Origin of the sequence: Paracoccus sp. (in: a-proteobacteria), from assembly GCF_030604785.1 — a bacterium.
GTDB lineage: Bacteria > Pseudomonadota > Alphaproteobacteria > Rhodobacterales > Rhodobacteraceae > Paracoccus.
Map to the genome: position 1 here is coordinate 1 of NZ_JAUVVF010000060.1, position 12,991 is coordinate 12,991.

The window sequence follows — 12,991 nt, forward strand, 5'->3', positions numbered from 1 at the left end:
CGTCTATCTGCGCCGCCCGCGCGGGGCGCTATAGCACATAGCGCGACAGGTCGGTGGACCGCGCCAGATCGCCCAGATGGCGTTCGACATAGGCGGCATCCACGCTGACCGCCTCGCCGCTGCGATCGGGCGCGGCAAAGGACAATTCCTCGAAGACCCGCTCGATGACGGTGTAAAGCCGCCGCGCGCCGATATTCTCGACTGCGCCGTTCACCTCGGCGGCGATGCGGGCAAGCGCGGCGATCCCGTCCTCGGTGAAGGTGACGTTGACCTCCTCGGTGGCCATCAGCGCGGAATATTGCCGCGTCAGGGCGTTGTCGGTCTCGGTCAGGATGCGGATGAAATCGCCCTCGGTCAGGGCGCGCAGCTCGACCCGGATGGGCAGACGGCCCTGCAATTCGGGCAACAGATCCGAGGGCTTGGCGACATGGAACGCCCCCGAGGCGATGAACAGGATGTGGTCGGTCCTGACGGGGCCGTATTTCGTGCTGACGGTCGTGCCCTCGATCAGAGGCAGCAGGTCGCGCTGCACCCCCTCGCGGCTGATGTCGCCGCCGCGCGCCTCGGTCCGGGCGCAGACCTTGTCGATCTCGTCGATGAAGACGATGCCGTTCTCCTGCACGGCCTCAAGTGCGGCGGTCTTGACCGCCTCGTCATCCAGCAGCTTGTCGGCCTCTTCCGCGATCAGCAGCTCATAGCTTTCCCGCACGCTGACCTTGCGGCGCACCCGCCGCCCGCCAAAGGCCTTGAACAGCGCCGACAGGTCCATGCCGCCCGCCATGCCCGGCTGGCCCGGGATCTCCATCCCCAAGGGCGAGGAATTGTCCTGCAGCTCCAGCTCGATCACGGTGTCGTCCAGCTCGCCCCGCTTCAGCTTGTCGCGGAACATCTGGCGCGTGCCGTCGCGGGCGGCCTCGCCGGCCAGGGCGGCGATGACGCGATCCTCGGCGGCCTTGTGCGCGCGCGCCTTGACGGCCTCGCGCATCCGCTCGCGCGTCTCGACCATGGCGGCATCGGCGAGATCGCGGATGATCTGCTCGACATCGCGCCCGACATAGCCGACCTCGGTGAATTTCGTGGCCTCGACCTTGATGAAGGGCGCATTGGCCAGCTTCGCCAGACGGCGGCTGATCTCGGTCTTGCCGACGCCGGTCGGCCCGATCATCAGGATGTTCTTGGGATAGACCTCGTCGCGCAGATCCGCGCCCAGCCGCTTGCGCCGCCAGCGGTTGCGCAGCGCCACGGCCACGGCCCGCTTCGCCTCGTTCTGCCCGATGATGAAACGGTCCAGCTCGGACACGATCTCGCGGGGGGTCAGGTCAGTCATGTCGCTCTCCACGGGGGCCGCAGCCAGGCGCCGCATACCCCTTCTTCGTTGTCCAAATACCCATCAACCGATCGTTTCGACGGTCAGCCGCCCGTTCGTGTAGACGCAGATATCGGCGGCGATCTGCATGGCCTTGCGGGCAATGGCCTCGGCGTCCAGATCACTTTCCAGCAGCCCCCGCGCGGCGGCCAGCGCGAAGTTCCCGCCCGATCCGATGGCGGCCACGTCATGTTCGGGCTCCAGCACGTCGCCCGCGCCGGTCACGACCAGCAGGTCCACGCCGTCGGTGACGATCAGCATCGCTTCCAGATTGCGCAGATACTTGTCCATCCGCCAATCCTTGGCCAGATCGACGCAGGCGCGCTGCAACTGGCCGGGCGCGGCCTCCAGCTTCTTCTCCAGCCGCTCCAGCAGGGTGAAGGCATCTGCGGTCGAACCCGCAAAGCCCACCACAACGTCGCGCCCGCCGGGGCTGAGGCGGCGTACTTTCCGCGCGCTGCCCTTCATCACCGTCTGGCCCACGCTGACCTGACCGTCACCCGCCACCACGACCTTGCCGCCGCGCCGCACCGCCAGGATGGTGGTGCCGTGCCAGCCGGGAAATCTGTCCTCTGCCATGATCGCTCCGCAAGATGGTTCAGGGCGTCAGATATGGACCGCCCGGCCCGCTTGCAACCCGTTGAAAAGCGGCGACCGCGCCCCTAGCCTTGGCGGATGAGCGGTGATCTGGTCCTCAACGTCTATCTGCACCCGCCGATCCTGCACACGGCGCAGGCCGGCAAGCTGGGCTTTCTGAACCGCATCCGCGCCCTGCTCGAACCGCGCGGCTGGCAGATCACCATCCGCCATTCCGGCAACCGCGCCCGGGCCGAGGCGCCGCATCAGCCCGGCTATGCGCTGTTCAACATGGAGCAGCCCACCCATGACCGCGCCCTGACCTTCCGGCTGGCCTATCACTATCCCTATTGGCGGCTGGAGCGGCTGGCCGAACGCTGGCGCTGGCCCATCGCGCTGACGCGCTTCGACCCCTCGCGGATCGAGGACGAGGCGGCCGCCAATTTCGCCCGCCGCCTGCGCCGCCGCGTCCTGCCCGGACCCGATCCGGTCCGGGGCGATCACGTCCTGATCCCGCTTCAGGGCCATATCCGCCGCCAGCGCAGCTTTCAGTCGGCCAGCCCCGTCCAGATGATCCGCGCCGCCGCGCGCAGCGGACGGCCCTGCATCGCCACCCTGCACCCGAAGGAGACCTACGATCCGGCCGATCACGAGGCGCTGGACGCACTGGCGCGGGAATTCCCGAACCTGACGATCGGGGGCGACACGCAGGCCCGCCTGCGCGACTGCGCCTTTGTCGTCACGCAGAATTCCTCGGTGGGGTTCGACGGGCTGATCCTCGGCAAGCCGGTGGTGCTGTTCGGGCAATCCGATTACCACCATGTCTGCCTGAACGCGGCCCGGCTCGGCGCGGACGAGGCAATCGCCCGTGCGTTGGACCACGCCCCGCCGACCGAGAAGTTCCTCGACTGGTTCCTGCGCCGGACGGCGCTGGACATGATGGCACCGGATGCCGACCAACGGCTGCTGGCGGCCATGGAAAAGGGCGGCTGGCCCGTTCAGGCCGCCGCCCCCGACTGATCGACGCCCGAGGCCCCGATCAGACCGATTCGTCGATCCAGCTTTTCAGCGCGGCCTTGGGTGCTGCGCCCATGCGGTTGCTGACGACCTCGCCGCCCTTGAACATGAACAGGGCCGGGATGCCGCGCACGCCAAGCGCCGCCGCCTGTTCGGGGTTCTCGTCCACATTGATCTTCACGATCTTCACCCGGCCCGCATATTCGTCGGACAGTTCCTCCAGCGCGGGGCCGATCTGCTTGCAGGGGGCGCACCATTCGGCCCAGAAATCGACCACGACAGGCGTGTCGGCCTGACGGACCTCGGCATCGAATTCGGCGTCGTTCACATGCACGGTGGCCATGCGCTGCTCCTTTCTGGGATTGGGGCGCCGGCGCGGGACCGGCGGATCATCTCCAACAGCTATGGAGCCGGGGGCCTCAGGTCAAGTCCGGCCATCACCGCGTCCAGCAGCGGATCGGGCAGGATCATCAGGCTGCGCGTCGCCGTCCACAGGATTGCCGTCTCGACGGGGCGGTCGGTCCAGATGCCCCGCAGAGCCGCGCGGTAGGCCGCCATCTGCCGCAGGATGCCCAGGGGAACGGCGCCGGGCGCGTCGGGCACTTCGGCATTGGTCTTGTAATCCACGGCCAGGATGCGCGCATCCTCGACGATCAGCCGGTCGATCACGCCGTTCAGGACGCCGATCCCGGCCAAGGGGGCAGTGATCGCCACCTCGGCCATGATCTCGGCCCCCGGCGCGGGGCGCAGGACCTGCACCAGATCGGGCGCGCCGATCACCGCCCGCGTCTCGGCCAGCAGGTCGTCCAGTTCCGCCGCGTCGGGCAGGCCGCCCTCGGCCCCGGCCAGAAGGGCGCGAGCCAGAGCGGCCCAGTCGGCCTGCGGCTGATGGGGCAGATGTTCCAGCAGCAGGTGCAGGCGCGTGCCGCGCAGCATCGCGGCCTCGCGGTCGCCCTCCGAGGCTGCGCCCAGCACCTTGGCCCCGCCCAGCCCCGACGCCGCCACGGGCGTGACGTAATCGGGCGTGGGGGGCGGCATGCGACGCGCCCAATCCGGCAGCGCGACCGGCACCGGCGCGGCGGGCGCCGCCGCCTCGGCATGGTCGGGCCAGTCGCCGAAGGACAGGCGCAGCCCGTCGGGCAGATCGGGCAGAGGCAGGGGCGCGCGGGCCAGATCGCAGCGCGCCGCCCCCGCTGCGATCATGGAATGCCAGCTCTCCAGCGCGTCGCCCGTTTCGCCCGCTGCCGCCACGACCAGCCAGCTTTCCGCCCGCGTCATGGCGACGTAAAGCAGGCGCCTGCGCTCTTCCTCCTGCCGCCTTTCCCAATCGCCGACGGCCACGGCCACCGCATTGCAGCGTTCCGCCGCATTGCCGCGCCAGACCGGCATCCCGTCCAGATTGACGACCCGCCCGCCCGCAGGCGCACGGCGCTTCTGCGTCTCGGGCAGAAAGACGATAGGGCTTTCCAGACCCTTGGAGCCGTGGACCGTCATCACCCGGATCAGCCCGCCCGCCCCCGAGGGAAGCTGCCGCTTGACCTCGACCTCGTCGCCCTCCAGCCAGACGAGGAACCCCGTCAGCGAGGGCGTCTCGACCTGTTCATAAGCCAGCGCCTGCGACAGAAGCTCGTCGATCCCGTCCTCGGCCTCGGGGCCAAGGCGGGCCAGCAGCGCCGCGCGCCCGCCATGCCGGGTCAGAAGCCGCGCGATCAGGTCATGCGGGCGCAGGAAATCCGCCTGCGCGGCCAGATCGTTCAGCACCTCGCGCGCGCGCTCATGCGCGGAATGGCGCAGCCGCGCCCACAGGAATTCGCGCCCCCGCCCCGCCGCCAGCCGATAGAGATCATCCTCGGACAGCCCGAACAGCGGCGAGCGCAGGGCGGCGGCCAGCGCCAGATCGTCCTCGGGCGTGGCCAGAACCGACAGGGTGGCAGTGATGTCGCGCACGGCCAGCTCGGCGGCCAGCTTCAGCCGGTCGGCCCCCGCCACGGGCAGGTTCGCGGCCTTCAGCGCCCCGATCAGCGCGTCGAACAGCCGCCCGCGCCGCTGGACCAGGATCTGGATGTCGCCCGGCCCGATCGGGCGCGGCTGGCCGGTCTTGGCGTCCAGGATCGGGCTGCCCAGCATCGCGCCGATCTGGCGGGCGATGGCGCGGGCCAGCACCACCTCGGCGTCGTTTTCGGCCGGCGCATCGACGGGGCGGGTCCAGTCGCCCTCTTCGGGCTTTTCGGGGGCGGGGATCGGCGGCCACAGATCGACGCGCCCCGGCAGCCCCGCGCGAAAGGCGATGTGGTTCGGCTGATCGCCCAGACCCTGCGCGGCCTCGGCCTGAAACACCGCATCGACCAGCCGCAGAATCGCGGGCGAGGACCGGAAGCTGTGCGCCAGCCCGCGCTGCTGCATCGGCGCCTGCGCCTCGTGAAAGGCGGTGTCGAACCGGTCGCGCATATCCTCGAAGACGGCGATGTCGGCGCCCTGGAAGGAATAGATCGACTGCTTGGGATCGCCCACCACGAACAGCGTGCGGGGCCTGTCCTGCGCGCCCGCGCCGCTGGTGAATTCGTCGGTCAGGCGGCGGATCACCCGCCACTGGCCCGGGCTGGTGTCCTGCGCCTCGTCCACCAGGATGTGGTCGATCCCGCCATCCAGCCGCCACAGCACCCATTGCGCCATGCTGGATTCCTCCAGCAGCGCGGCGGTGCGGCGGATCAGGTCGTCGAAATCCAGCCAGCCATGCGCGGCCTTCTCGGCCTCCATCCGCAGGGTGAAGGCATGGCCGAAGCGGTGCAGCGCCAGCGTGCATTCGGCGGTGGCCAGCGCATGCATCATCGGGCGGGCCAGTTCGACCCGGATCATCAGATCTTCCAGATCGGGCATCAGGGCCGCGCAGGGGCCCGCGCGCAGATCCTTGGTCGGGATCGTGCCGGTCTTGGCGGCAAAGGGCGCCTTGGCGGTGGCGCCGAACAAGAGGCAGCCCGTCAGGATCGCCAGATCGTCAAGGCCGGGATCGCGCCATCTGCCCTGCGCCAGCTTCTCGGCCAGCTTGGCATCGGTGGATTTGCCCGCCCGCAGCAGGGGCAGCAGCGCGCCCATCAGATCGCCCTCGGATCCCGTGAAGACCTGCGCCAGCAGCGCGTCGGCGGTCAGGCCGGGCGGCAGGTCCAGCGCGCGCCAGATCGCCGCAGCGTCGGGCGGACTTGCGTAATCGGATGCCGACAGCCCGGCCAGAAACCCGTCGATCCCCTCGCCCGAATGCAGCCGCGTCAGGTCCGCGATGGCCGGATCGCCGGCCTCGGCCATTTCCTCCAGAATGCGGGCGCGCAGCGCGCCGGCGCTGCGGTCGTCCAGTTCCGCAAACCCCATCGGCACGCCGGCCTCCAGCGGAAAGCGCCGCAGAAGCGCCGCGCAGAAGCTGTGGATCGTCTGCACCTTCAGCCCGCCGGGCGCCTCGATCGCGCGGGCGAAAAGACGCCGCGCCTCGGCCAGATCGGGGGCGCCTCCCTCACCAAGCGCGGCCAGTTCATCGCGCAGCGCCGGTTCGGGCAGCATCGCCCACTTCCCCAGCCGCGACAGCAGGCGGTTCTGCATCTCGGTCGCGGCGGCCTTGGTGTAGGTCAGGCACAGGATGCGTTCGGGCGGCGTGCCCGCCAGCAGCAGCCGCGCCACGCGGTCGGTCAGCACCCGCGTCTTGCCCGATCCGGCATTCGCCGTCAGCCATGTGGACCGCAGCGGGTCCGCCGCCGCGATCTGGTTGCGGGTCGCGTCATCCATGATCGCCCACCTTCCGCGGTTCGGCGGCATCCGTCAGCGCCCATTCGCCATAGCGCGCCAGATGGTCGTAATCGCCCGCAAAGGACAAGGTCTCGGGCGCGCGCATGGCGGTGAAGCCCACCTCGCCGGTCAGATAGGCGCGCAGCAGGGCGACCAGCCCCTCCCAGTTCTGGCCCTCAAGCTCGAATGTGTGGTCGCGGACATGAGTCTCGCCCTTCTCGCCCAACTGGATATAACGGATTCCCGCGACATCGACCGGCCCCAGATCGGCAAAGCCGCCGCGCCGCGCCATCGCGGCCTGAAGGACAAGCTGCTTGTCGAAGGCCGCGATCTGCTTGTCCGAGGGCGGCTTGCCGGTCTTGTAATCGTAGATCACCACGCGCCCGTCATGCAGCCTGTCGATCCGGTCGGGCCGGGCGGTCAGCACGATCTGGCAACCTTCGACTTCAACCCGGCCGCCATTCTCGATCACCACGGGGCGACCTTCGGCGCGGCGGGCGACCTCGTCGGCGACAAGCTGGTCCGCGATCCCCGCGATCCGGGCCGACCAGAAGGCGCGGGCGGCGGGCCAGGGCACCTGTTCGGCCAGAACCGCATCGGCCAGCGCCAGAAAGCGCGCCTTCAGCGCCGCCGGATCGGTCACGTCCGCATCGCCGCGCAACAGCGCCTCGACGATGGCATGCAGCGCCTGCCCGCGCAGCGAGGCGTCGGGCTGGGGCCTCAGCGGCGGCAAAGGACGCAGGCCAAGGACGCGCTTGGCATAGACCGCGTAGGGGTCGCGGATCAGCGTGGCCACATCCGTCACCGGCAATTCGGCAAAGGGATTGCCCGGCGGCACCGGCGCCGGGCGGCGGGCCGGGGGCGTGCGCGCATCGGGGCGGGCCATCGCCTCGGCCATGTCCAGCCAACGCCGCCCGCGCGCGCGCATCGCCGCCAGCGCCTCGGGGCCGTTGCGGTCGGGCAGGCCGCTCATCAGGTTGACCAGCCGGTTCAGCCAGCGCGAGGGGATGGTCTCGGCCTCGGCATCGCGCCGCGCGCGGGTCAGGATGACGCGCTCGGCGCCGATGGCCTGCTGGAAATCATGCGCCGCCAAGCCGATCTGGCGTTCGGGCACCGGCAGCCCCGCCGCCAGCCGCATCTGCCGCGAGAGCCACGGATCGGGCGAGGGTGCCTGCGGCCAGCCCCCCTCGTTCAGGCCCGACAGGATCACCGCGCCATGCCCGAAGATCCGCGCCTCGCGCGGGCCTCGGATGCGCAGGCGGTGATCGCTGGCAATGTCCTCGCGCTGCGACTTCGTCTGAAGCTGCCCGATCAGCAGGGCGGAGAAATCGCCCGGCGACAGGGGCGGGCCAAGCAGGGCATGTTCGGCCAGATGGTCCAGCACGGCGCGCGACAATTGCCCGGCCTTGTCCTGCCACAGGCGAGAGCGGCCCGCATCGCCGTCCGGCCCCGCCGCCAGCGCCTCGGCCAGCGACAAAAGGTCGGCCAGCCGGTCGGGCAGGGGCCGGGGGCCGCGGTCTCGGGCGAAGGGGGCGATGCGCTCGACCATCCCGGCCAGCCATTCCGCCCAGATCTTGCGGCTGGCATCGCCCTTGGTCGCCCAGTCGCGTAGGAAGGGCGCATCGGGAAAGGCCGGGCCGCGCCGGCGCAACTGCAATTCCAGATCGCGGGCATGGCGCAGCATGTCGTTGCGCGCCACCGCATCGGACCCCGTCGCGGTCAGCGGATGCTTCAGCAGGATCAGCAGGCGGTCTATGGTCAGCGCCTCGCCGAACAGCGCCGCCACCTGCCGCAGGAACAGCCCCGGCGGCGTCAGCGGCAAGGGCTGGCCCGCGCTGTCATCGGGGCGGATATGCCAGCGGTCCAAAGCCGCCGTGACGCGGCGGATCAACCCGCTATCGGCGGCGATCAGGGTGATCTCCTGCCCGGTCTCGGCGGCCTCGCGCATGATCAGGGCGATGGCCTCGGCCTCCTGCCCCGGCTGGTCGGCCTCGATCAGGGTCAGGCCCTCGGTCGCCACGATCAGGTCGGGCAGGGCCGGGCCTTCGGTGATCCACTGGTCGGTCACGGGGGCAGGACGCAGCGCCAGCGACAGAAGCCGCCCCCGCGCCGGGCTGGGCGCCGCCATATCGGTCCAGGGGCGCGGCGGCCCGCCCGCGATCAGGGGCGCATAGCGGGCCTGCGGGTGATCCTCGGCCCGTTCGTCCAGCCGGTCCCAGACCGCCTGCGGCTGGTCGAAATCGAAGCCGGGCAGCACCACGGCGCCCTCGGGCAGGGCCATGACCGCCTGCATGAACAGCCGCGTCGCCCCGTGCGATCCGGTCGAGCCCGCGACGATCACCGGCCCGTCGGGCAAGTTCAGCCCAAGCGGCCAGTCGCGCGCGGCGGCCTCGGCGGCCAGACGCTGGCGGGCAGCCTGATCGCTGGCCGCGCCGTCCAGATAGAACCCGGCCGCGATGCGCAGAAAGACCAGCGCGTTCTGCCAGTGGCGGGCGTGATCGCCGGTGTCGATCCCTTCCAGCGCGGCCAGATCGCGGCCCTCGCGCTGCATCTCGGTCATCAGGTCGGCCAGCGATTTCGCCAGAACCGGAACCGAGCTTGCCGCCAGATCGGGCCGCGTCGCCGCAAAGCCCGCCACCAGCCGCGCCAGTTGCAATTGCCGGGCCAGAGGCGGCTCGGGCGGATCGGGCAGGGCCAGCGGGTCGGGCGCAAGCGCGGTGACGACGCGCAGGCGCGGCAGCAGCAGCGGGCCGTGATCGTCCAGCGCGCGGCGGATCGCCGACAGGGTCGCGGTGGCGTTGACGCAGATCGTCACCCGCGCCAGATCCTGCGGCGGCCGGCCGCGATACCGATCCAGCAGGCCGCGCACGAATTCGGCGGCGAAATCCACCCCGCAGGGCAGGGCGTATAGGCCGCGCATCGGCTCAGCCATGCAGCAGCCCCTCGGCCAGAGGGACGGCTTGCGGGTAGCCCACATCGCACCAGCCGCCCTGATGGATCAGGCCATGGGCGCGACCCTCCTCGATCATCAGGTCCCACAGGCGGTTCAGCGAAAAGGCGCGGTCGGGAATGCCGGCCAGCCGGTCGGGGCGGATGATCTGCGCGCCGCCATAGACCAGATCGCCCCGCCGCGCGATGCGGCCCTCGGGCTCCAGCGCGAAATCGCCCGCGCCCTTGCGCCCGACGGCGCGGTCCAGCGGCACCAGCGCCAGCAGCGCGTCCATCCGGTCGCCGTCCCAGGCGGCAGCCAGCGCCGCCAGCGGGTTCGGTCCGGTCCAGATCACGTCCGGGTTCAGCGTCATCACCGGCCCCGCCCCCAACAGGGGCAGCGCCTTTCGCAGCCCGCCCCCGGTATCGAGGATCGCGCCAGCCTCGCTGCTGATGGCGATGTCGCGCCCCGCCAGATGGCGACGAATCTGCGCGCCGAGATAATGCGTGTTCACCACGATGGGCGCGGCCCCGGCCTCGGCGCCCAGATCCAGCGCGCGGTCCAGCAGGGTCCGGCCCGCAACCTCGATCAGGGGTTTGGGGCGCATGTCGGTCAGCGGGCGCATCCGCGTGCCGAGGCCCGCGGCAAAGATCATCAGGGGCAGGGTCATCGCGCGGAAAGCCTTTCGATCATCGCATCCGAGGGCGGCGGCACGTCCTTTAGCGCCCGGGCAAGGGGCGCCAGCGCAGGGTGGCGCAGGTTCGTCTGCACATGGTCCCAGACGCGCGGCATCAGCGCCAGATAGCGCGGCTTGCCGTCGCGCAGCGCCAGCCGCGCGAAGATGCCCAGGATCCGCAGGTTGCGCGCCGCGCCCAGAAGGGCATAGGCGGCAGAGAACCGCTCCGGGTCGTGGCCGGTTGCGTTCAGATAGCGGCGGATCGTGGCCTCGGCGATATCGGGGGCGACGTCGCGGCGGGCATCCTGCAGGGCCGAGACCAGATCATAGGCCGGATGCGCGGCCACCGCGTCCTGATAATCGATCAGGCCAAGCGGCGCGGCCCCGCGCCAGATCAGGTTCTCGGCATGGAAATCGCGCAAGGCGACGACGGGGGCGGCATCCTCGGCCAGATCGCGGTGCAGGGCGGCGATGATCGGGGCGATATCGGGCGCAGTGGCCCCGGCGGCGGGCAGGTAGAACTGCGCGAACAGCCCGACCTGATCGGCCAGCGCCGCCGCGTTCAGGGGCAGGACACCCTCGGGCACGGGCAGGCGGTGCAGCCCGGCCAGCAGATCCGCGATCCGCGCATAGGCCACGGGGGCCAGATCGGGCTCGCGTTCCAGCACCCGCGCCAGAAGGTCGTCGCCCAGATCCTCGACCAGGGCCAGCCCCTGCGCGGCATCCTCGGCCAGGATCGCGGGCGCGCCGAATCCGTGGCCGCGCAGCCAATGCGTCATGGCCAAGAACGCCTCCATGCTTCCGCCCGGATCGTCCATCAGCACGGCCCGGCCCTCGGCGCCCTCCAGCCGGAAATAGCGCCGCGCCGAGGCATCGCCCGCCAGAGGCAGCACCCGCGCACCCGACCAGCCCGCCCGGTGCAGGAAGCCCGCGCACAGTGCGATGCGCGGATCGGCACCGCCCAGATCGATCCGGCGCAGCGCCGGGTCGGGCAGATTGGCCAGCCGCAGCCAGATCGCGCCCTCGGGCGCGCGGTCCAGCCGGTCCGGCCATTCGATCAGGCAGATCGCGTCGTCCAACGCCTCGTCCAGACCCAGCTCGGCCAGTTCCGAAGGGTCGGTCAGACGGTAGAGGTCGGCATGCCAGATCTCGGTCCCCATCGGGTCGTCATAGGTCTGGACCAGCGTGAAGGTGGGGCTGGGCACGTCCTCGGCCGCATCGCCCTGACGGGCGCGGATGAAGGCGCGGGCGAAATGGGTCTTGCCCGCGCCGACCGGCCCCTCCAGCAGCAGGGTCTGGCCGGGGCGCGTCGTGGCGGCCAGCATCCGGGCCAGCCCGGCGGTCAGGGTCTCGTCGGCGATCAGCGTGCTCATGGCGCCGTTCTAGCCAAAGCGGCGGGCCGGGGGAACAGGCCGCGCGTCAGGGCGCGGCGGCCTCGCGCGCCAGTTCCGCCACCAGCTCGGCGGCGGGCAAAGCGCGCGCCCGCGCCGCGCCGGTCCCGGCCCAATGCGCGCCAAAGCCGGTCTCGCCCCCGGCGCGGGCGGCGGCGTTCAACGCCTTGCCCAGATCATAGGCGCAGGGATAGGGCGCGGGCGCGTCCTGCGGCTGGTCCCCGGCCCAGAGGGTGAAGCGGTTTTCCAGACAGCGCGCCGGCCGCCCCGAGATCGCCCGCGTCATCACCGTCCGCCCGCCCGCCAGCCGGGCGCGGTAATCGGCATCGGCGGCGCTTTCGGGGCAGGCGATGAAGGCGGTGCCCAGCTGAGCGGCCTCGGCGCCCCATGACAGGGCGCGGGCGATGTCGCGCCCGTCCATCAGCCCGCCCGCCGCCACGACCGGCAGCGGCAGCTCCGCCCGGATGCGGCGGGTCAGATCCTCGGTCGTCAGGCGGCTGTCGGGGGCGTCGGGGTCGAAGATGCCGCGATGCCCGCCCGCCTGCCAGCCCTGCGCGATGACCCCGTCCAGCCCGGCCGAGGCGACGGCGCGCGCCTCGGGAAGGTCGGTCGCGCTGGCCAGCAGCACCGCGCCCGCCTCGCGCAGGGCGGCCAGCTGGTCGGGGCGGGGCAGGCCGAAGTGAAAGCTGATGACGGCGGGGCGCAGATCCAGCAGCACGGCCAGCATCGCCGGATCGTCGAGAAAGCTGCGATAGATCTCGGCCAGCGCCTCGGGCGGGCGGGCGTCGAACTCCGCGAAAAGGGGCGCGCTGCGGGCGATCCACGCGGCCTCAATCGCGGGGTCGCGGCGGGCCGGGGCGTGGCAAAAGAGGTTCACGTTGAAGGGCCGCGCGGTCAGGGACTGCGTGTCGCGGATCATCCGGGCCGCGCCCTCGGCCCCGGCGGCGCCGAGGCCCAGCCCGCCAAGCGCGCCCGCATTGCTGACGGCGGCGGCCAGCGCCGGTGTGGCGATTCCGGCCATCGGGGCCTGAAACATGGGATGGGTCAGGGACAGGCGTTCGGTCAGGCGCATGGCGGCGATGCTGCCCCAGGCCCGCGCCCGGGGCAAGCGGCGTCAGCCCTGAAAGCGGCGGCGCAATTCATAGCGCAGCGCGCCGCAGACATCGCGGAACAGGCGGCGCGGGTCGTGTTCGCACAGGGCAAGCCAGGGCATGTCGCCCGAGGTCACCTGAACCGCGCCGTCATCGCGCAATTCCAGATGCAGC

Annotated in this window: 9 protein-coding genes; 1 reads left to right on the plus strand and 8 read right to left on the minus strand. The window is 71.3% G+C overall.

Features of this window, described 5'->3' with window-relative positions; genetic code table 11:
* Positions 1 to 28: 28 nt before the first annotated feature.
* Together hslU and hslV are read right to left on the minus strand one after the other, a co-directional pair.
* On the minus strand, positions 29 to 1,327 hold the full coding sequence (hslU, locus tag QAR72_RS14785; protein ID WP_304618144.1) for an ATP-dependent protease ATPase subunit HslU: 1,299 nt from the start codon (positions 1,325 to 1,327) through the stop codon (positions 29 to 31).
* Between the two features lie 63 nt (positions 1,328 to 1,390).
* Positions 1,391 to 1,945 (minus strand): ATP-dependent protease subunit HslV, encoded by a 555-nt coding sequence (gene hslV / locus QAR72_RS14790; protein ID WP_304618145.1) that lies wholly within the window; start codon positions 1,943 to 1,945, stop codon positions 1,391 to 1,393.
* 96 nt (positions 1,946 to 2,041) lie between these two features.
* Between hslV and QAR72_RS14795 the strand changes: the two genes are divergently transcribed.
* Entirely contained in the window at positions 2,042 to 2,962 is a 921-nt protein-coding gene (locus QAR72_RS14795; RefSeq protein ID WP_304618146.1) for a capsular polysaccharide export protein, LipB/KpsS family, read from the plus strand.
* A gap of 19 nt (positions 2,963 to 2,981) precedes the next feature.
* On the opposite strand, the gene trxA is transcribed toward QAR72_RS14795, so the two are convergent.
* Genes trxA through QAR72_RS14825 form a run of 6 tightly spaced genes read right to left on the minus strand, consistent with a single transcriptional unit; the run spans position 2,982 to position 12,798 of the window.
* A complete protein-coding gene (gene trxA, locus QAR72_RS14800) occupies positions 2,982 to 3,302 on the minus strand; it encodes a thioredoxin (protein WP_304618147.1) in 321 nt (106 codons plus the stop codon).
* Between the two features lie 59 nt (positions 3,303 to 3,361).
* Positions 3,362 to 6,730 carry a double-strand break repair helicase AddA gene (gene addA / locus QAR72_RS14805; RefSeq protein WP_304618148.1) on the minus strand — a complete coding sequence of 1,123 codons (3,369 nt, stop codon included), beginning with the start codon at positions 6,728 to 6,730 and terminating at the stop codon, positions 3,362 to 3,364.
* Positions 6,723 to 9,662: a double-strand break repair protein AddB gene (addB, locus tag QAR72_RS14810; protein WP_304618149.1), complete on the minus strand. Its 2,940-nt coding sequence runs from the start codon at positions 9,660 to 9,662 to the stop codon at positions 6,723 to 6,725. The genes addA and addB overlap by 8 nt, the downstream gene beginning before the upstream one ends.
* On the minus strand, positions 9,655 to 10,329 hold the full coding sequence (locus QAR72_RS14815; protein ID WP_304618150.1) for a nucleotidyltransferase family protein: 675 nt from the start codon (positions 10,327 to 10,329) through the stop codon (positions 9,655 to 9,657). Before QAR72_RS14815 ends, addB begins: the two co-directional genes overlap by 8 nt.
* On the minus strand, positions 10,326 to 11,708 hold the full coding sequence (gene tsaE, locus QAR72_RS14820) for a tRNA (adenosine(37)-N6)-threonylcarbamoyltransferase complex ATPase subunit type 1 TsaE (protein WP_304618151.1): 1,383 nt from the start codon (positions 11,706 to 11,708) through the stop codon (positions 10,326 to 10,328). Before tsaE ends, QAR72_RS14815 begins: the two co-directional genes overlap by 4 nt.
* 46 nt (positions 11,709 to 11,754) lie before the next feature.
* The gene (locus tag QAR72_RS14825; RefSeq protein WP_304618152.1) at positions 11,755 to 12,798 is read right to left on the minus strand and encodes an NAD(P)H-dependent flavin oxidoreductase; all 1,044 of its coding nucleotides are present in this window, start codon (positions 12,796 to 12,798) and stop codon (positions 11,755 to 11,757) included.
* Between the last annotated feature and the right edge of the window lie 193 nt (positions 12,799 to 12,991).